Annotated in this window: 23 protein-coding genes; 11 read left to right on the top strand and 12 right to left on the bottom strand. The window is 60.5% G+C overall.

Annotation, left to right across the window (positions count from 1 at the left end):
• Positions 1-145: 145 nt before the first annotated feature.
• Positions 146-901 (bottom strand): spermidine synthase, encoded by a 756-nt coding sequence (locus HYE77_RS09725; protein ID WP_008437778.1) that lies wholly within the window; start codon positions 899-901, stop codon positions 146-148.
• 118 nt (positions 902-1,019) lie between these two features.
• Here HYE77_RS09725 and HYE77_RS09720 point away from each other — a divergent pair, with 118 nt between their 5' ends.
• The gene (locus HYE77_RS09720) at positions 1,020-2,366 is read left to right on the top strand and encodes a class II 3-deoxy-7-phosphoheptulonate synthase (protein WP_003218681.1); all 1,347 of its coding nucleotides are present in this window, start codon (positions 1,020-1,022) and stop codon (positions 2,364-2,366) included.
• Here HYE77_RS09720 and HYE77_RS09715 read toward each other — a convergent pair.
• Positions 2,346-3,575 (bottom strand): winged helix-turn-helix domain-containing protein, encoded by a 1,230-nt coding sequence (locus HYE77_RS09715; protein WP_177068729.1) that lies wholly within the window; start codon positions 3,573-3,575, stop codon positions 2,346-2,348. The two genes, HYE77_RS09720 and HYE77_RS09715, sit on opposite strands and share 21 nt — an antisense overlap.
• Before the next feature lie 45 nt (positions 3,576-3,620).
• Positions 3,621-3,827, bottom strand: a complete 207-nt coding sequence (locus HYE77_RS09710; RefSeq protein ID WP_003218685.1) for a DUF1127 domain-containing protein — start codon at positions 3,825-3,827, stop codon at positions 3,621-3,623.
• 70 nt (positions 3,828-3,897) lie between these two features.
• On the opposite strand from HYE77_RS09710, the gene HYE77_RS09705 reads away from it, so the two are divergent.
• A complete protein-coding gene (locus HYE77_RS09705) occupies positions 3,898-4,779 on the top strand; it encodes a LysR family transcriptional regulator (RefSeq protein ID WP_023659060.1) in 882 nt (293 codons plus the stop codon).
• Here HYE77_RS09705 and HYE77_RS09700 read toward each other — a convergent pair.
• Entirely contained in the window at positions 4,769-5,518 is a 750-nt protein-coding gene (locus tag HYE77_RS09700; protein WP_087693650.1) for a sulfite exporter TauE/SafE family protein, read from the bottom strand. The genes HYE77_RS09705 and HYE77_RS09700 overlap by 11 nt on opposite strands.
• Positions 5,519-5,626: 108 nt before the next feature.
• On the opposite strand from HYE77_RS09700, the gene HYE77_RS09695 reads away from it, so the two are divergent.
• The 4 genes from HYE77_RS09695 (at position 5,627) to HYE77_RS09680 (ending at position 8,822) form a co-directional block, all read left to right on the top strand.
• Positions 5,627-6,577 (top strand): LysR family transcriptional regulator, encoded by a 951-nt coding sequence (locus tag HYE77_RS09695; protein ID WP_008437773.1) that lies wholly within the window; start codon positions 5,627-5,629, stop codon positions 6,575-6,577.
• 77 nt (positions 6,578-6,654) lie between these two features.
• Entirely contained in the window at positions 6,655-7,107 is a 453-nt protein-coding gene (locus HYE77_RS09690; protein WP_003218693.1) for a MarR family winged helix-turn-helix transcriptional regulator, read from the top strand.
• Between the two features lie 253 nt (positions 7,108-7,360).
• Positions 7,361-7,780 carry an organic hydroperoxide resistance protein gene (locus tag HYE77_RS09685; protein ID WP_003218695.1) on the top strand — a complete coding sequence of 140 codons (420 nt, stop codon included), beginning with the start codon at positions 7,361-7,363 and terminating at the stop codon, positions 7,778-7,780.
• A gap of 25 nt (positions 7,781-7,805) precedes the next feature.
• Positions 7,806-8,822, top strand: a complete 1,017-nt coding sequence (locus HYE77_RS09680; RefSeq protein WP_177068728.1) for an alpha/beta hydrolase — start codon at positions 7,806-7,808, stop codon at positions 8,820-8,822.
• Between the two features lie 67 nt (positions 8,823-8,889).
• On the opposite strand, the gene HYE77_RS09675 is transcribed toward HYE77_RS09680, so the two are convergent.
• Entirely contained in the window at positions 8,890-9,462 is a 573-nt protein-coding gene (locus HYE77_RS09675; protein ID WP_003218698.1) for an elongation factor P, read from the bottom strand.
• A 49-nt stretch (positions 9,463-9,511) separates the two neighbouring features.
• Complete coding sequence (earP, locus tag HYE77_RS09670; protein ID WP_008437768.1) at positions 9,512-10,645, bottom strand: elongation factor P maturation arginine rhamnosyltransferase EarP; 1,134 nt, start codon at positions 10,643-10,645, stop codon at positions 9,512-9,514.
• Between the two features lie 131 nt (positions 10,646-10,776).
• On the opposite strand from earP, the gene HYE77_RS09665 reads away from it, so the two are divergent.
• Both HYE77_RS09665 and HYE77_RS09660 read left to right on the top strand, forming a co-directional pair.
• Complete coding sequence (locus HYE77_RS09665; protein ID WP_003218702.1) at positions 10,777-11,145, top strand: hypothetical protein; 369 nt, start codon at positions 10,777-10,779, stop codon at positions 11,143-11,145.
• Between the two features lie 15 nt (positions 11,146-11,160).
• Positions 11,161-11,643, top strand: a complete 483-nt coding sequence (locus HYE77_RS09660; RefSeq protein WP_003218705.1) for a GreA/GreB family elongation factor — start codon at positions 11,161-11,163, stop codon at positions 11,641-11,643.
• Positions 11,644-11,648: 5 nt separating this feature from the next.
• Here the strand turns inward: HYE77_RS09660 and cysB are convergent, their stop codons facing one another.
• The 5 genes from cysB to HYE77_RS09635 all read right to left on the bottom strand — a co-directional run bounded on the left by cysB (position 11,649) and on the right by HYE77_RS09635 (position 15,575).
• Positions 11,649-12,623 carry an HTH-type transcriptional regulator CysB gene (cysB, locus tag HYE77_RS09655; protein WP_003218707.1) on the bottom strand — a complete coding sequence of 325 codons (975 nt, stop codon included), beginning with the start codon at positions 12,621-12,623 and terminating at the stop codon, positions 11,649-11,651.
• Between the two features lie 104 nt (positions 12,624-12,727).
• Positions 12,728-13,228: a universal stress protein gene (locus HYE77_RS09650; protein WP_003218709.1), complete on the bottom strand. Its 501-nt coding sequence runs from the start codon at positions 13,226-13,228 to the stop codon at positions 12,728-12,730.
• Between the two features lie 63 nt (positions 13,229-13,291).
• Positions 13,292-14,209 carry a 5'-nucleotidase gene (locus HYE77_RS09645; RefSeq protein ID WP_003218711.1) on the bottom strand — a complete coding sequence of 306 codons (918 nt, stop codon included), beginning with the start codon at positions 14,207-14,209 and terminating at the stop codon, positions 13,292-13,294.
• Positions 14,210-14,223: 14 nt separating this feature from the next.
• Complete coding sequence (locus tag HYE77_RS09640) at positions 14,224-15,186, bottom strand: putative 2-dehydropantoate 2-reductase (RefSeq protein WP_003218713.1); 963 nt, start codon at positions 15,184-15,186, stop codon at positions 14,224-14,226.
• Entirely contained in the window at positions 15,183-15,575 is a 393-nt protein-coding gene (locus HYE77_RS09635; RefSeq protein ID WP_177068727.1) for a thioredoxin, read from the bottom strand. The genes HYE77_RS09640 and HYE77_RS09635 overlap by 4 nt, the downstream gene beginning before the upstream one ends.
• On the opposite strand from HYE77_RS09635, the gene HYE77_RS09630 reads away from it, so the two are divergent.
• Both HYE77_RS09630 and HYE77_RS09625 read left to right on the top strand, forming a co-directional pair.
• Complete coding sequence (locus tag HYE77_RS09630; protein WP_003218717.1) at positions 15,574-16,008, top strand: PilZ domain-containing protein; 435 nt, start codon at positions 15,574-15,576, stop codon at positions 16,006-16,008. The two genes, HYE77_RS09635 and HYE77_RS09630, sit on opposite strands and share 2 nt — an antisense overlap.
• Before the next feature lie 133 nt (positions 16,009-16,141).
• Positions 16,142-17,218 (top strand): 3-deoxy-7-phosphoheptulonate synthase, encoded by a 1,077-nt coding sequence (locus HYE77_RS09625; RefSeq protein WP_003218719.1) that lies wholly within the window; start codon positions 16,142-16,144, stop codon positions 17,216-17,218.
• Between the two features lie 114 nt (positions 17,219-17,332).
• Here HYE77_RS09625 and HYE77_RS09620 read toward each other — a convergent pair whose 3' ends face one another.
• Positions 17,333-17,614, bottom strand: a complete 282-nt coding sequence (locus HYE77_RS09620) for a GNAT family N-acetyltransferase (RefSeq protein WP_003189869.1) — start codon at positions 17,612-17,614, stop codon at positions 17,333-17,335.
• 626 nt (positions 17,615-18,240) lie between these two features.
• Between HYE77_RS09620 and oprI the strand changes: the two genes are divergently transcribed.
• Positions 18,241-18,492, top strand: coding sequence for an outer membrane lipoprotei OprI (gene oprI / locus HYE77_RS09615; protein WP_003172710.1), 252 nt, complete (start codon positions 18,241-18,243; stop codon positions 18,490-18,492).
• Positions 18,493-18,546: the final 54 nt, after the last annotated feature.

Here is an 18,546-nt window from a genome sequence, read left to right as displayed (position 1 = left end):
GCGAGGCACCGAGTGGTGGGGCAAAGACCTTTTGGTTACTTTTGGCTGGGCCGGCATTCCGGGCGTTTGCCAAAAGTGACCCGCTGTAAGAGCGGAACCATAAGCGGCCGTTACCGCAGCAACGGATATGTACACAATCAAAACCCTACGTAGCCGGCCGAATCGCCTTGATCAGCGACTGCAACGAATACCCCAACCGCGACGCCAACCCCTCAGCCCGCGCAGACAACGCCGCCACATCAAGCACCTGATCCAGATCCGCCGGCACCAGCAAAATCACATTCCCCTCCTTCACCGGCAACTCCCAATAATGCCGGTGATACAACCCACGCAACAACGCCGCCCCCAAAGGCTTCCCATCATCCGTAGCCCACTGATTAATCACCAACCACCCCCCCGGGTTCAGCTTCTTCTGGCAATTCTCCAGAAACGTCCAGGCCAGGTGCCCAACCCCAGGGCCAACATCCGTATACAGATCGACAAAAATCAGGTCCGCCGACTCAGCCGAAGGCAGCAATTCCAACGCATCCCCAACGCGGATATACAGCCGAGGATCATCATCCAGCCCCAAGTACTCAATGGCCAGACGCGGCACATCAGGCCGCAGTTCGATGGCTTCCACATCATCCAAAGGCAGAAACTTCAGGCAAGCCTGGGTCAACGTCCCAGCGCCCAAGCCCAGGAACAACGCACTCTCCGGCTGCTCATGGCACAACGCCCCAATCAGCATCGCGCGGGTGTAGTCATACTCCAACCAGCTCGGGTCAGCAGTAAACACACAACTCTGCTCGATGGCATCGCCAAACTCGAGAAAGCGGTAATCGGCCACTTCCAGCACGCGGATCATGCCGAAGTCATCATGGACCTCGGCCAGCAGGCGCTCGACGCGCTCCTCAGACATTGCAACTCCTAACGGCGTGCCAACGGGAAAGCCGGGATTGTGGGCGAACCGGCGGCAGCAGGTCACGTACTAATTGCTGATAACATGACGGCCCGACCGCAAATCACTCGAGTTCATGATGAGCCAACCCTGGAGCCCCGACAGCTGGCGCGCCCTGCCGATCCAGCAACAACCCCAGTACCCTGACGCCGCGCATTTGTCGCAGGTCGAGCAAAACCTGGCGAGCTATCCGCCGCTGGTGTTTGCCGGTGAAGCCCGTGAGTTGCGCCGTCAGTTTGCCGAGGTGACCCAGGGTCGCGCCTTCCTGTTGCAAGGCGGCGATTGCGCCGAGAGTTTTGCCGAGTTCTCGGCGGCAAAAATCCGCGACACCTTCAAGGTGCTGCTGCAGATGGCGATTGTGATGACCTTCGCTGCCGGCTGCCCGGTGGTCAAGGTCGGGCGTATGGCGGGCCAGTTCGCCAAGCCGCGCTCTTCCAACGATGAAACCATCGACGGCATCACCCTGCCCGCCTACCGCGGCGATATCGTCAACGGTATCGGCTTCGACGAAAAAAGCCGCGTGCCCGATCCGGACCGCCTGCTGCAGTCCTACCACCAGTCCACCGCCACCCTGAACCTGCTGCGGGCGTTTGCCCAGGGCGGTTTTGCCGACCTGCACCAGGTGCACAAGTGGAACCTGGACTTCATCGCCAACTCCGCCCTGGCCGAGAAGTACAGCCAACTGGCCGACCGCATCGACGAAACCCTGGCCTTCATGCGTGCCTGTGGCATGGACAGCTCGCCGCAACTGCGCGAGACCAGTTTCTTCACCGCCCACGAAGCGCTGCTGCTCAACTACGAACAAGCCTTCGTGCGCCGCGACAGCCTGACCAACGACTATTACGACTGCTCGGCACACATGCTCTGGATCGGTGATCGCACCCGCCAACTTGACGGTGCCCACGTCGAATTCCTGCGCGGGGTGAACAACCCGATCGGGGTCAAGGTCGGCCCGAGCATGAACCCTGACGACCTGATCCGCCTGATCGACATCCTCAACCCGGACAACGACCCGGGCCGCCTGAACCTGATTGCGCGCATGGGTGCCAACAAGGTCGGCGACCATCTGCCGAACCTGATCCGCGCGGTACAGCGCGAGGGCAAACAGGTGCTGTGGAGTTCCGACCCGATGCACGGCAACACCATCAAGGCCAGCAGCGGCTACAAGACCCGGGACTTCGCGCAGATTCTCAGTGAGGTGAAGGAGTTCTTCCAGGTGCATGAAGCCGAAGGCACTTACGCCGGCGGGATTCATATCGAGATGACCGGGCAGAACGTCACCGAGTGCATCGGTGGCGCGCGGCCGATTACTGAAGACGGGTTGTCGGACCGCTACCACACCCACTGCGACCCACGGATGAATGCCGATCAGTCGCTGGAATTGGCATTCCTGATTGCCGAGACGCTAAAACAGGTCAAGCGTTAAAAGCTCTACCCGCAACCGTGCCGCACTGGCCCGCTGGCAATTGAGCTGTATCTGCTCAAGCCCGAGCCAGTCGGCCATCTGCCGCAGATTCAGGGCCAGCGCGCGCATGCCCTCCTCGTCCAGCCCCGGCTCTTCCTCGTGAACGGCGTGCACCGCCAGGCGTCCGGCCGCCCGTTCCGCCCGCAGATCCACGCGCGCGGCAATCCGCTCGTTGTGCAGGAACGGCAGCACGTAGTAGCCATACACCCGCTTGTCCTGGGGCGTGTAGATCTCCAGGCGATAGCGGAAATCGAACAACCGCTCGGTACGGCTGCGCTCCCAGATCAGCGAATCAAAAGGCGATAACAGTGCGCTGGCAGGCACCTTGCGCGGGACTTTTGGCTCGGGCAGGCAATAAGCCGGCTGTTTCCAGCCCTGGACCTCGCAGGTGATCAATTGCCCATCCTCGACCAGCTCCGCCAGGCGCCCACGGCTGTCGGCCGGGTCCAGACGGAAGTAGTCGCGCAGGTCTTTTTCAGTGCCCACCCCCAGCGCCGTGGCGCTGTGCAGCAGCAAATCGCGTTGCGCCTCTGCCTCGCTCAACGGGGCTTGCTGGAGAATGTCGGCCGGGATCACACGCTCCGGCAGGTCATACAAACGCTCAAAACCCCGCCGCCCGGCGACGGTCACCTGGCCGGCGGCGAACAACCATTCCAGCGCATGCTTTTCATCGCTCCAGTCCCACCACGGGCCGGCGCGCTCCTCGCGGGTCGACAAACTGCCCGCACCCAGGGCGCCTTGTTGTTCGACGATGCCCAGCACCCGGGCGATGGTGGCCTGCTGCTCGCGACCAAAACGCGCCATTTGCTGATAGATCCCCTGCCCCCGGGCCGCCCGTTCCATGCGCCAGCGCATCAATGGGTACAGCGCCATTGGCAACAACGACGCCTCATGGCCCCAATATTCGAACAGCGAGCGGCGCCGCCCCGAACTCCAGGCGGCTTGTTCTAGAATCAACGGAGAGTAATGCCCCAGACGGGAAAACAGCGGCAGGTAGTGCGAACGCACCACCGCATTTACCGAATCAATCTGCAACACGCCCAAACGCTCAACCAGGCGATTGACCTGCGCCGCCTTGATCAACGCCGGCGGCTGGCGCCCGGAAAAACCCTGGGCGGCCAGCGCCAGGCGTCGCGCCTGCTTGAGGGAAAAGGACAGTTCTGCGGGCATGGGCATCTCCTTGTGTGCTCGCGAACCACCCTACTGCATCCCGAGTCATTTTCGCAGCGGGTCTTCCCAAAAATGCCGGCGGCTTTCCTGCTCGACATCGCCACGGTTGAGCCCGATGTCCTTGAGCGCCTCATCGCTCATGCTCATCAAGAGCTGACGCTCACGGTGCACGGCCATCCACCGGGAACCCAGTTGAAGCAGCCCGGAAAACGGCCGCTTCGCCATCAGTACAAAGCCTCTTTGACCTTTCATCATCTCGCCCTCCATTGGGGATGACTGAAGTCTGTGCCTGGCGCTATGATCAATCCAACGAATGTTTCTTATGCAATACATCTCGGAGATTGATCAATTGTCCAGCTACCCGAGTATCGACACCGAGGTGCTGCGCACCTTCGTCGCCATCGCTGATCAAGGGGGCTTTACCCGCGCCGGCGAGCAGGTCAACCGCACCCAGTCGGCGGTAAGCATGCAGATGAAGCGTCTGGAAGAAGATGTGTTGCAGCGCAAGTTGTTCGAGCGCGATGGCCGCCAGGTGCGGTTGACTCCGGAAGGCCAGGTGCTATTGGGCTATGCCCGCAGGATCCTGAAGTTGCACAGCGAGGTGTTCAACACCCTGCGCGAGCCGCACATGGTCGGGCTGGTGCGCATCGGCACACCCGACGATTACGTGATGCGCTACTTGCCGGGGATTCTCAAGCGCTTCTCCAAGGCTTACCCGCTGATCCAGATTGAAATGCACTGCGAGTCGTCGCCGGTGCTGATGCAGCGCCGGGACCTCGACCTGACCGTTATCAGCCGCGAACCGGGAAATGAAATCGGCGAACTGCTGCGCCATGAACGCATGGTGTGGGTGGCGGCGCCCTGCTTCTGTATGGATGAGCACAGCGCCCTGCCCCTGGCCATTTCCGGCCTCGACAGTTTTTGCACGCAGTGGGCACGCGCCGCGCTGGACGCCCAGGGGCAGGAGTACCGACTGGCGTATCACAGCTCCAACGGGGCCGCGATCCTCGCAGTGGTGGGTGCCGGCCTGGCCGTCACGATCAATATGGAAAGCCTGGTGACCGAAGACCTGCGCATATTGGGCACAGCGGACGGTTTTCCGCCGCTGCCGTCGGTCAACCTGCGGCTGTTGCGCAACCCGCGCACCACCTCGCCGATTACCGAATGCCTCGCCGAATACATCCTCGAAGGCTTCAAACTTTAAACGTCAGCATCACCGCACACACCGCCAGGAACCCGCAGAACAGCCCGCGTAACATGCGCTCCGGCATGGCGTGGGCGACTTTCACGCCCCAACTGATACTGAGCAAACCGCCGACGGCCAAAGGCACGCCGATCAGCCAGTCCACTTCGTGGTGCCAGGCGTAGGTCACCAGGGTCACGCTGGTGCTCGGCAGCGCCAGGGCCAGCGACAGCCCTTGGGCCACCACCTGGCTGGTGCCGAAGATGCTGGTCAGCACCGGCGTGGCAACCACTGCACCGCCCACCCCGAACAAGCCACCCATGGAGCCTGACGCCGCGCCCAACACCCCAAGCCACGGCCAGGAATAACGCATCTGCGCTGACGGCGGTGCATTGTGGGTAAACATTCGCAGCAGGTTGTAGGACGCCAATACCAGCAGAAACGCGATAAAACCCACCCGCATCACGTCAGCATCGATCCCCACCGCCCAGATCGAGCCCAGCCAGGCGAAGGAAAAACCCATCACGCCCAACGGCAGTGCATGACGCAATTCAATCCGGTTGCGCTGGTGATAACGCCACAACGCCAGCATCACATTCGGCACCACCATCACCAGGGCCGTGCCTTGGGCGATCTGCTGGTCGAGGCCGAAAAATACTCCCAGCACGGGAATGGCAATCAGCCCGCCGCCGATGCCGAACAAGCCACCGACCGTGCCCAACGCTACGCCCAGCATTAAATACAACGCTAAATCTGCCACCCGCTCGCTCCTGCTGTTCCCAGGCCTTGCATGCTACGCAGTCCGCTCTGGTGCGGAAACGCACAGCAACGCACAATGGCTGTGCCAATCTCGCACAAGCAGACGCTGATGAACCCCAATACATTGACCGATCAACTGAGCCTGTTTCTCGACGTACTGGAAGCCGGCAGCTTTTCCGCAGCCGCGCGCCGTCACCCGCTCACGCCCTCGGCCGTGGCGCGGCGCATCGACAGCCTGGAAAGCTCGGTGGGTAGCCGGCTGTTTCAACGCAGCACCCATGCGGTGGTGCCGACGCCCGCCGGCCTGGCGTTTGCCGAGCGCGCCCGGCGGATTGTCAGCGAGCTGCAACTGGCGCGGGCCGAAGCGGTGTCGCTGAGTCATGCGCCTGAAGGGTTGATCCGCGTGGACGCACCGGCGGCTTTCGGCAGGCGGCATTTGGCGCCTGCCATCGCTGACTTTCTCAATGTCTATCCGGGACTGGACGTGCACCTGCACTTGATCGACAGCTTTGTCGACATGCAGGGCGAGCATCTGGGCAAGGTCGACCTGGTGCTGCGGGCCGGGCATATCGTCGACACCCGGCTGATTGCCACGCCACTGGCCAGCATCGTGCGCATCGCTTGCGCAAGCCCGGCCTACCTGAAAAGCCGTGGCACCCCGACCCATCCCAGCCAGTTAAGCGAGCATGACGGCCTGGATTGGGAAGGCCTGGCACCGATGTTCGCCTGGCGTTTTGAGCTCGATGGGCGCAAATCCACCTACCGCCCGCAGCGCATTCGCATGAGCGCCAATAACGCCGAAGCCCTGCTTTCAGGCGCGCTGGCCGGACTGGGTGTTGCGCATCTGCCCACCTGGCTCGCCAGTGAATACCTGGTGCGCGGTGAACTGGTCCCGCTGTTCTGCGAGAACGGCCTGCCGACGCCTGAAACCGCGGGCATCTATGCGCTACGCCTGGAGCAACACGCCAACGCCCGCAGCCGCTTGTTGCTGGAATACCTCAAGGCGCGCTTCAGCCCTGTGCCGCCCTGGGACCTGGCACTGCAAAGCGGCCTGGGTTGACCGGCCGGACAGAATTGTCTGGCGCGTTAAAGATTTGCCCGCTAGATTCGAAACCAGACACGTTTTAAGGCACTGCCATGACCAAGCCCCTCGATACCTGCGAATCCTTGTTGCTCGACAACCAGCTGTGTTTTGCCCTGCATTCCACCTCGTTGTTGATGACCAAGGTCTACAAACCGCTGCTGCAAGCCCTCGGCCTGACCTATCCGCAGTACCTGGCCATGATGGTGCTGTGGGAAGAGGATGGCTTGACCGTAGGCGAAATCAGCAATCGCCTGCTGACGGATCCCGGCTCCCTGACGCCGCTGCTCAAGCGCCTGGAAGCCGAAGGCCTGCTCAGCCGCACCCGCAGCCGCGAAGACGAGCGCGTGGTGGTGGTTGAATTGACCGAGGCCGGGCGCGCCCTGCGGGACAAAGCCATGGATATTCCACAGTGCATCCTGGGCGCCAGCGGTCTGGACATCGAGCAGTTGCGCAAGCTGCAGGGCGATTTACTGGCACTGCGAAAAAACCTGCAAGTCTCCCTCTAAAGGCACCACGCATCAAAAAATGTGGGAGCGGGCTTGCTCGCGAATGCGGTGGATCAGTCAATGCATCTAGTGACTGTCACACCGCATTCGCGAGCAAGCCCGCTCCCACATTTGTTTGTGCAATGCCTGGCTATCAAAGCACGCAAAATATTTTCCAAATATATCTTGCGCACTAACTATTAGCGCGATACATTCACCTCGCCACTTACTTAGCGCGCAAATATTTAGCGCAAACACTGACGAGGAAATCACCATGCAAGCTCTCTACACCGCAGTAGCCACCGCCACCGGCGGCCGTGATGGTCGTGCTGTTTCCAGCGACAACATCCTCGATGTAAAACTCTCCACGCCAAAAGAACTGGGCGGCGCGGGTGGCCAGGCCACCAACCCGGAACAACTGTTCGCCGCCGGTTACTCAGCCTGCTTCATCGGCGCCCTGAAATTCGTCGCCAGCCAGACCAAACGCAAAATCCCGGATGACGCTTCGATCACTGCCCACGTCGGCATCGGTCAAATCCCCGGCGGTTTCGGCCTGGACATCGACCTGCACGTCAGCTTGCCCGGCCTGGCCCAGGACGACGCGCAAAGCCTGGTCGACGCTGCGCACCAGGTCTGCCCTTACTCCAACGCCACCCGTGGCAACGTCGATGTACGCCTGCACGTAACCGTCTGACCCACGCGGTTTTTTGGAGAAGAACATGAACACATTTGGCAAAGTACTCACCGGCACCCTGCTCGCCTTCTCGATCACCGATGCCTTTGCGGCCGGCGGTGACGTGGAGCACAACACCCAGGCGTTTCTCTATGTACTGAACGCCGGCACCGGCAAACCGATGGAGCAACTGACGCCCAGGGAAGCCCGTGCGGTGCTGACAGGTGCACAGTCAGGCGTGAAACTGACGCTGCCCAAGGCCGACGTGAGCCAGAAGACCATTCAGGTCGATGGCCAGCCGCTGAGCCTGACCATCGTGCGTCCGGCCGGGGTCAAGGGCACATTGCCGGTGTTCATGTTCTTCCACGGCGGTGGCTGGGTACTCGGGGATTTCCCGACCCACGAGCGTCTGGTACGTGACCTGGTGGTGGGGTCGGGAGCGGCGGCGGTGTTCGTCAACTACACGCCATCACCTGAAGCGCACTACCCGGTGGCGATCAACCAGGCGTACGGGGCAACCAAGTGGGTGGCCGAACACGGCAGCGAGATCAACGTCGATGGCAAACGCCTGGCCGTCGCCGGCAACAGCGTCGGCGGCAACATGGCAGCGGTGGTCAGCCTGATGGCCAAGGACAGGGGCACTCCGTCAATCAAGTTCCAACTGCTGTTGTGGCCGGTGACCGATGCCAACTTCGACACTGGGTCCTACAACCAGTTTGCCGAAGGCCACTTCCTGACCCGCAACATGATGAAGTGGTTCTGGGACAACTACACCACCGACACCAACCAGCGCGCCGAGATCTATGCGTCGCCCCTGCGGGCAAGCACCGCGCAGCTCAAAGGTTTGCCACCTGCGTTGATTCAGACCGCAGGCTCGGACGTGCTGCGTGACGAAGGCGAAGCCTATGCCCGCAAGCTGGATGAAGCCGGTGTGCCGGTGACCGCCGTGCGCTACAACGGCATGATCCATGACTACGGTTTGCTGAATGTCGTCAGCCAGGTACCGGAGGTTCGTTCGGCGCTGCTGCAGGCGTCCGAGGAGCTGAAGCAACACCTGAAGTAAAAACCGGCACCCACAAAAAAGCCCGACGCATGGTCGGGCTTTTTTTATCGTACCGGTGGCGCAAGAATTACTTCTTGGCGCGACCTTTGTACGAACCACCTTCACGGGTGTCGATCTCGATCAGGTCGTCGATTTCGATGAAATCGGCTACTTGCAGTTCGGTACCGTTAGCCAGCTTGGCAGGCTTCATCACCTTGCCCGAAGTGTCGCCGCGAGCGGAACCTTCGGTGTAGGCAACCTTACGCACGATAGTGGTCGGCAGCTCTACGGAAACCAGACGGTCTTCGAAGAAGATAGCTTCGCAGACGTCTTCCATGCCTTCTTCCACGAACGGCAGAACGGCTTCGATGTCTTCAGCGTTCAGCTCGTACATGGTGTAGTCGGTGGTGTCCATGAACGTGTAGGTGTCGCCGCTGATGAAGGACAGGGTCGCTTCTTTGCGGTCGAGGATCACGTCGTCCAGTTTGTCATCGGCGCTGTAGACGATCTCGGTCTTGTAACCGGTCAGCAGGTTCTTCAGCTTGGTCTTCATGATTGCGCTGTTACGACCAGACTTGGTGAACTCAGCTTTCTGAACCAGCCAAGGGTCGTTTTCGAGACGGATCACTGTACCGGGTTTCAGTTCTTTACCAGTTTTCATTGCGAATATCCGAAATTTGGATGGGATTTACAAAAATCAAGGTCGCGTATCATATCCAATTTACATAAAACTGTACCAGCGCCGTCGCAAGATCGGTCCGCGAGGCTTGTTCCAGAGCCCATTTCTCGGCGTTCGCGGTCACTTCCGGCCAGTGTTCCAGCAGCATTTTCCAGCAAAGTGCCATATCGCCATCAGCGTTCCAGGCCTGCCAAAGGCCGACCAACGCGACTTTCGCAGCCGGAGACAGACCTTCGGTATACAACTCAAGGAACGCATCGAGCTTGTCCAGGTGAATGTCTTCGTCCTGGCGATAGATATGCCACAACAGTGGCCGCCCGGCCCATTGCGCCCGCACGAACGAGTCTTCGCCGCGCACGGCGTTGAAGTCGCAGCACCACAACAGTCGGTCGTATTGCTCCTGGCGCACAAACGGCAGCACTTGCACGGTCAACCCGTCGCGCCGGTGCACATCACCTACTTCCAATGACTCGACCCCCAGCCAGCCCTGCACATCTCCGAGGATCCGCCCTTCCGGCACCAGCAGATGAGTGGCGCGCCCATCGGCCGCCAGCACGTCGAGCCAACTGGCCAGCCCGGCGTTTTCATAGGCGAACAACGACATCATCCGCGCACCGTCCACCGGGAAAACCCCAAGCGCCTGCAGAAACTGCTGCCGGGCGGCGGCGTCTTGCTGGAAGGCATCGCGCTGTTCCAGCAGCCCCGCCTCACGCAATAAGCCGCCGGTGCCGGGACGGAATCCGGGAAAGAAGAAGTACTTTTGCACGCCCTTGAATTTCACCGAGGGCAAACCGTGGCAGCCGACCACCCAGTCTTCGGCGCTCAGGTAATCCAGGTTCATCCACAGCGGCGTGCGGTCGCGTGCGGCCATCGCCTCCATGTAGTCAGGCGGCAATTGACAGGCGAACGCAGCGATCACCACGTCTGCCGCGTCGGTCGCCGGCCAGTCGGAGGGCCAGTAGCGCACGTCGACGCCCTCTTGCCATTGCTGGTGCACCTGCACATCAATCTCGGGGCACATGCGTTCGAACGCCCGCAGGTCATCGACCCACAAGCGCACCGCACACCCTTGTTCCGCCACCAATTGCCGGGCCAGGCGCCAGGTCACGCCGATGTCGCCGTAGTTATCGACGACGCTGCAAAAAATATCCCAGCGGGCTTTCATTCCGGGCTCCAACCCTCAAAGGCTCGATTGTCCGTATAAATGCCTCGATACAGAAGGGTTGATCGCGATTATTCTGCGCGCGGCTGTGGGACAATCGGCGCCATGCCGCACGTGCCTGCCAGGAGGCCACCATGTCTGATCGTTCGTTCTCGCTGTTCAAGCTCAGTATCGCTGTGGCCTTCGGCCTGTGGCTGGGGTTTATCGCCATTGTGCTTAGCGTGTGGCTGGCTTCCCGCTACCTGCCCGAGCAAACCGTGGCGCCGGTGGCCCGAGTGGTGCAGCAACTGGGCAAGCCGGAGGTGGTTGCACCGGAGCCGCCGAACCGGATGTTCGAGCAGTACCAGGAGAACCTGCGCAAGCAGGAGCAACAGCAAACCCTGGACCAGGCCCGCAACAACCCGCGCAACCTGTCCAACCCCAAATGCCAGTTCTGGCTGCAACAGGACCAGAACGCCCCCAACGACAAGAGCCGGGCCAACGTCCTGCAATTTTGCGATTGATCACGAAAGCCGCCCATGAATAAACACGCCGTTCACCAGTTGGTTTTGGACAAACTCGCGGTCGATCTCGATATCGCCCAGCGCGCCGCGCAAACCGCGTACGAAACTGCGACCCACGAAGAAAACATCGCCGAGAACAAGTACGACACCCTGGGCCTGGAGGCTTCTTACCTGGCAGCCGGCCAGGCCCGACGCGTCGAGGAGATCCGGCAGGCGCTGACGCTCTGCCAGAACATGCAGCTGCGGGCCTACGATGACCAGCGCGGCATCGAAGTGGGCGCATTACTGGGGTTGGCAGATGAAAACGATCGCCAGCAGTGGCTATTCCTGGCGCCGGACGGCGCAGGCTTGAAGGTCGATGTGGTGGGGCAACCGGTGACCGTCATCACCCCACGCTCGCCCTTGGGCAAAAGCCTGTTGGGCAAGTTCGAAGGGGATGAGGTGGAGATTCTGGTGGGGGGCGCTCGGCAACAGTTTGCTGTTACCGAGGTGAAGTAAGCCGATCAGTGAACCGGTAGTTCAACGCCGTCGAACAGCTCTTCCAGTTCCTGCTTGTTGTGGCACTGGATGGCCTTGGCCATCACTTCGCGCGTCAGGTGCGGCGCGAACTTTTCGATGAAGTCGCACATGAAACCACGCAGGAAGGTGCCACGACGGAAACCGATCTTGGTCACGCTGGACTCGAACAGCTCGCTGGCATCGAGCACCACCAGGTCGTTGTCGAGCTTGGTGTCGACCGCCATCTTGGCGACGATACCGACACCCAGGCCCAGGCGCACATAAGTCTTGATGACGTCGGCATCAGCCGCGGTGAACACCACTTTCGGCGTCAGGCCACGATGGCTGAAGGCTTCGTCGAGTTTCGAACGGCCGGTGAAACCGAACACGTAAGTCACGATCGGGTATTCAGCCAGGGCTTCCAGGGTCAGCTTCGGCAGCTTGGCCAATGGGTGGCCTTGTGGGACCACGACGCAACGGTTCCAGCGGTAGCACGGCATCATCACCAGGTCGCCGAACAATTCCAGCGCTTCGGTGGCAATCGCGAAATCGACGGTGCCGTCGGCGGCCATCTCGGCGATCTGCATCGGCGAGCCCTGGTGCATGTGCAAGGCCACGTCCGGGTACTGCTTGATAAAGCTGCTGATCACCGGCGGCAGCGCATAACGCGCCTGGGTGTGGGTGGTGGCGATCGACAGGGTGCCCTTTTTCTCGTTGGAGAATTCCTGGGCGATTTGCTTGATGCTTTCGACCTTGCGCAGGATCTCGCCGGCGGTGGTGATGATGCGCTCACCGGCCGGGGTGACACGGGTCAGGTGCTTGCCGCTGCGTGCGAACACTTCAACGCCCAACTCATCTTCGAGCAGGCGGATCTGCTTGCTGATACCGGGTTGCGAGGTGTAAAGGCTTTGAGCAGTAGCGGAAACGTTGAGGTCGTGGTGCGCCACTTCCCAGATGTAGCGCAGTTGTTGAAGCTTCATATGTGTCCCTCAAAGCGGATAGACGCCACGGGTATCAGCGACGGTATATAACTATATTAAAGGTTAGACGGATAAATCTAGAACTTTTTATCGTTTTCTACCAATCACACGTCGTCACTGCGTCGACGCTGCAACAGCGGCACCAGGTACACCGGCACCTGGGACAGCTGCAGCACCCGTGCGGCGGTTCTCCCCAGAGGTGTTGCCACCCCGACCGCCTGGCTGTGACTACCTACGATCAACAAATCCACAGAGAGTTTCTGCGACTGGTCGAGAATCACTTCACAAGGATCACCCTGGATCACCCGCACCGAACGGATCAACTTGAGGTCCTGCTCCCCGTCCCCCAGCTCCTCGCGAAAACTGTCGAGCACCCGTTGCTCGATGGTCGCCATCACCGTCGTCAGGCCCTGGCTTTGCCATTCACTCAAGGCCTTCTCATCAAGGTAGCTCTGCAACACCGATTCGGCGAACAGCCCGATGGGCTCGACCACGTGAATCACATACAGATCAGCCTTGAACGTTCGCGCCAGCGCCAGGGCATGTTGCATCACATAGGGGGCATACAGACCGAGGTCAGTGGCGTACAGCATCGAACGAATCATAGAACCTCCTGGGCAGCCAGGATGGCGGGGATTGATTCAGCTTAGCAGCGCCTTTGGCAGTGCTCAGCCCTCGGTCTGAATTTTCAACTCGTTACTGATGCCATGGGGGACGTGACCGGTAGCCACGAACTCCCGGGCCTTCTCGCAATGCCCTTCCTGGTCATCGAAAAACACATCGGCGGCGAAGGCTTCGAGGAACGCCGACTTCTCCAGGCCACCAAGAAACAGCGACTCGTCGAGACGGATATCCCACTCGCGCAGCGTGCGAATCACCCGCTCGTGGGAAGGCGCCGAACGGGCAGTCACCAGCGCAGTGCGGATGGGGCAGGACTCGTCGGGGAACTCGCGCTGCAACAGGTTGAGTGCCGCCAGGAAGCCCTTGAATGGGCCGCCGCGCAACGGCTCGCGGGCGGATTCGCGCTCGCTGGCCTGGAAGGCTTCAAGGCCGCCCGACTGATAAACGCGCTCGGACTCGTCGGAAAACAGCACCGCGTCGCCATCGAAGGCGATCCGCAATTCAGCACTGGAGGCCCGACCTGCGCCGCCCGACAGAATCGTCGCTGCGGCAAACCCGGCATCCAGGGCGCTGCGCACATCCTCGGCATGGGTGGACAGAAACAGGTGGCAGCCGAACGCCGCCAGATAAGGATAAGGGCTGCGCCCGCCGACAAACGCCGCGCGGGAGATGTCGAGCCCGTAATGCTGGATCGAATTGAATACACGCAAGCCGGTGTCGGCACTGTTGCGCGACACCAGCACCACCTCGACCCGGGCGCGGCCGAGGCTGGCGTTGAGGCTCAGGAGTTTCTTCACCAGCGGGAAGGCGTCACCGGGCTCGAGGGTTTCTTCCTCGTGGTCGATCTGGTACTTGCGGTACGCCTCGACGCCTTGGGCCAGGTAGACCTTGTGGCTCTCGCTCAGGTCGAACAGCGCTCGCGAGGAAATCGCCAGCACCAGTTTGTCGCCCAATCCCTTCGCCATGGTGTTCCCCCCAATCAGCGGTTATGCCGATCCATAAAACTCAAGGCCTGATACAGCGCCTGCATGCGTGGCAATTCACAACCCGCCGCGTTGGCCGCGGCCAAGGGGCGCGCGTAGATCGCCGCCAGTTCCAGCGGGCGCTTGTGCACGTAATCGTGATACATGCTGGGCAAGTAGTCATCCATGCTCTCGGTCATGGTGAACATCTGCCCGGCGTAACTGGCGGGAATCTCATGCCCGCAGGCGTGGGCGCCCTGCACCACTTCGGCCATCAGCGCCTGGATCAGTTCGCGGCTGGACTCATCCGCCATCATCGCCGTGGTGCCCGTGCCGAACACTACCGAGAGGCCGTTGTAAGGCACGTTCCACACCAGTTTATGCCAGCGCGCCTGGTGCACATTGGCCATGGCCTGGGAATCGATACCGGCCTGGTGAAACAGCGCGGCGCCTTCTTCGACGATGGCTTGCCGACCGCTGTCATCGTTGGCCGCGGGGCCACTGTGGTAACCCAGGTTGACCCGGCCCAGCGCCTGATGCTCGACGATCCCGGGACCGGAGCGGTGCACGCCGATGTAGCACAGGCCACCCAGCAGGTGCAGCGACGGCGGCAGGTGTTCACGCAGGCTGTCCTCTACGTCGAGGCCATTTTGCAACAGGATTATCCTGGCGTCCGGGGCGGCAACTTGAGCGATGGTCGGGGCCAGCTCGACATTCCCGGTCGATTTGGTGCCCACCAGCAGCCAGTCGCACGGCGGCATGTCGGCGGCGCGGGCATAAGCCTGTACCGGGTGAAGGTGCACGGTTCCGTGGATCGTGCTGTTGAGTTGCAGGCCGCGCTCGCTGACCGCCGCGTACTCGCTGCGCAGCAGGAAATGCACATCGAAGCCGGCGCGCGCGAGCATCACACCGTAGTAGCCACCAATGGCCCCGGTGCCGATGATCCCGATCCGTGGCGACTGTTTTGTTACTTCGGTCATGGCAACTCCTCTGGTATTCGTTTGAGCGCCTGCTGCACACCTTGAGTCAGGTCGCTGGCGGTCAGACGCGTCAGTGACGCTAATATTCCATGGAATTTCCCGTCACACACCACAAACAACGCCGGCAGGTGAAAGATCTCGTAGCGCTCCACTGCCCCGCCATTGTGACCCGCATCCACCCAGCACACCCGGTCCACCGGCAAGTCCCAACCCGGCAGTTGCTGGTGCAGGAAGCGGCAACGCGAGCAGCCGTCACCGGTAAACACCACCAGGGACGTGCCGCGAAGCCCCAATAATTGCTGGTCGATATCCAGGTCGGTAAGTTGCAGTTCTTTCACTATACTGCTGCCACCGCCGTCAACTGGACGGTGCTCGGAGTCCGTGTGCATGGGTCGTTTCTTTCCTCACCCTGATGATGTCGCTGTCGAAATAACCCAACGCCCCATTTCCGGCATTTCCCGCCAACGGCTGCACACTATCGGCCTGGGCGGCGTCGCATGCAATTGCCCGCGCGCCTGGCGCCAGGGCGCGGCCATCGAGTTGCACATCCCCTCACTGGGCCAGACGGCCCGCTATCCGGGCTATGTGGCATGGTGCCGCAAGGCCGAAAACGGCTACCGCGTCGACATTGCCTTTACCGATGAGCAGGCCTTGTTCGGTGCGCGGATGGGTGAGCAAGTGTGCCAGATCGAACGGTACTGCCGCCTCCACGAAGGCGTCGAGCCCACACCCGGACAGAGCGAAGCGCTGGCCCGGGAATGGGTCACGCGCCATGCCGGCGAGTTCTCCCATGAGGCTTTTGTGCTGCCAGCGCTGGATTAAAGCGGACGTTGCCCATTGTCTCGCAGCCTTGTAACGCGCTAAGGTTCCGCTCCCCGCTGCACTTAAATCATGCTGTGCTCCGCCGCACGGGGATCGCTGGCGGCCGGCACCCGTGACCCTGACGAGTAACACGATGGCTGATTTACCGATCAACGACCTTAACGTCGAATCCAACGAGACCCTGATCACGCCCGATCAGCTCAAGCGCGAAATCCCCCTGAGCGACGCTGCCCTGCAGACCGTCACCAAGGGCCGCGAAGTCATCCGTGAGATTCTCGACGGCACCGACCACCGCCTGTTCGTGGTCATCGGGCCGTGCTCGATCCATGACCTCAAGGCTGCCCACGAATACGCCGAGCGCCTGAAGGTGCTGGCGGCGGAAGTGTCCGACACCTTGTACCTGGTGATGCGTGTCTATTTCGAGAAGCCGCGTACCACCGTCGGCTGGAAAGGCTTGATCAACGACCCGTACCTGGACGACTCGTTCAAGATCCAGGATGGCCTGCACATCGGTCGTCAATTGCTGCTGGACCTGGCGGAAATGGGCCTGCCGACGGCAACCGAAGCCCTGGACCCGATTTCCCCGCAGTACCTGCAAGACCTGATCAGCTGGTCGGCAATTGGTGCACGCACCACCGAATCCCAGACTCACCGCGAAATGGCTTCCGGCCTGTCCTCGGCCGTGGGTTTCAAGAACGGTACCGATGGCGGCCTGACCGTGGCGATCAACGCCCTGCAGTCGGTCTCCAGCCCGCACCGCTTCCTGGGCATCAACCAGGAAGGTGGCGTGTCCATCGTCACCACCAAGGGCAACGCCTACGGTCACGTGGTACTGCGTGGCGGCAATGGCAAGCCCAACTATGATTCGGTCAGCGTGGCCTTGTGCGAACAGGCGCTGAACAAGGCGAAGATCAAGCCGAACATCATGGTCGATTGCAGCCACGCCAACTCCAACAAGGACCCGGCCCTGCAACCGCTGGTGATGGAGAACGTGGCCAACCAGATTCTGGAAGGCAACCAGTCGATCATCGGCCTGATGGTCGAAAGCCACCTGAACTGGGGCTGCCAGGCGATTCCAAAGGACCTGGCCGACCTGCAATACGGCGTGTCGATCACCGATGCGTGCATCGACTGGTCTGCCACCGAGACCACCTTGCGCAGCATGCACGCCAAGCTCAAGGACGTGTTGCCCAAGCGCCAGCGCGGCTGAGCACAGACTGCGGACACAAAAACGCCGGGCTAAACCCGGCGTTTTTTTTGATCGTTCCCCCGCCCTGCGTGGGAATGCATCCTGGGATGCTCTGCGTACCGCCCTACTCAATGCTCAAAGCTTCGCGGCATGGCGCTGGTGGCGCTCCATGTAGCGCTCAACGTAGGAGCAGGACGGGATCACCGTATAACCTGCCTCTTCGGCGAACTTCAACGCTTCCTCGGTCAGCGCGGCAGCAATGCCACGGCCGCGCAATGCGTTGGGCACGAAGGTGCGATAGATATCCAGGGTCTGCTTCCCGAGATCCATATAGGTCAGATAGGCACGATGACCGTCCACATTGGTCTCGAACTGATGACCAGCCTGGTCATGGTGGATGGACAACGCCTCGCTCATCACTACTCCTCGCGGGTCTTGGTTTCTGACCCCTACCTTACCGATGTTTTTCCGGCGAAGGAACATCTACGCCACCCGGTGCCGGTTTCGACAACGAGAAAAGCGGCCAGTGCCTTGCACTAGCGCTCACAACCAGCACAGGGAAATAGTAGGCGCCAATCGCACAATTGCTCAAGACGCGCTCGTCTTCCGTTGCGCTGGCGGACATAGAAAGGGCCAATCGAGATTCCTTACGTCGATGGCCTGAACATTGCCGGCAGTTGAAGCTTGAGACGAACACGCGCTCTTAAAGTCACCTCAACATGCACAAAAGATACCGAATGGCGAAAAGACAATCTGAACAATAGTGTCAGGGACGATATATAAAATGACTTATGTTTACATGGCTTAACACATGCCAGCCGGCCCTTTCAGGCTGGATCCAATCCTCGGCCGAGTGCAAAAATCTGCATATTTTTTATACAGACTCTCGAAAGATTAGCCAAAATAGATTGGACGCGAGAATTTTTTTTGCTTCTTGCGCTACGTCAGTTTACTTACTACAAGTAATGGGTAGTATGTACGCCGGCTATTAGCTCACTCTGAGAAAGTAGCCATTTAATAGAAAGTCCTTGAAGGGGAACACGATGAACAACGTTCTGAAATTCTCTGCTCTGGCTCTGGCCGCAGTTCTGGCTACCGGTTGCAGCAGCGTCTCCAAAGAAACCGAAGCTCGTCTGACTGCAACTGAAGACGCAGCAGCACGCTCCCAGGCTCGTGCAGACGAAGCCTACCGTAAAGCTGATGAAGCTCTGGCTGCTGCTCAAAAAGCACAACAGACTGCTGACGAAGCTAACGAGCGCGCTCTGCGCATGCTTGAAAAAGCAAGCCGCAAGTAATAATCCTCCGGGGTTGTTATCAAGCCGATCCATTCTTGGATCGGCTTTTTTTTG

It is taken from the genome of Pseudomonas sp. IPO3774 (assembly GCF_013386835.1).
Lineage (GTDB): Bacteria > Pseudomonadota > Gammaproteobacteria > Pseudomonadales > Pseudomonadaceae > Aquipseudomonas.
This window is presented reverse-complemented; position numbering and strand designations above follow the sequence as displayed.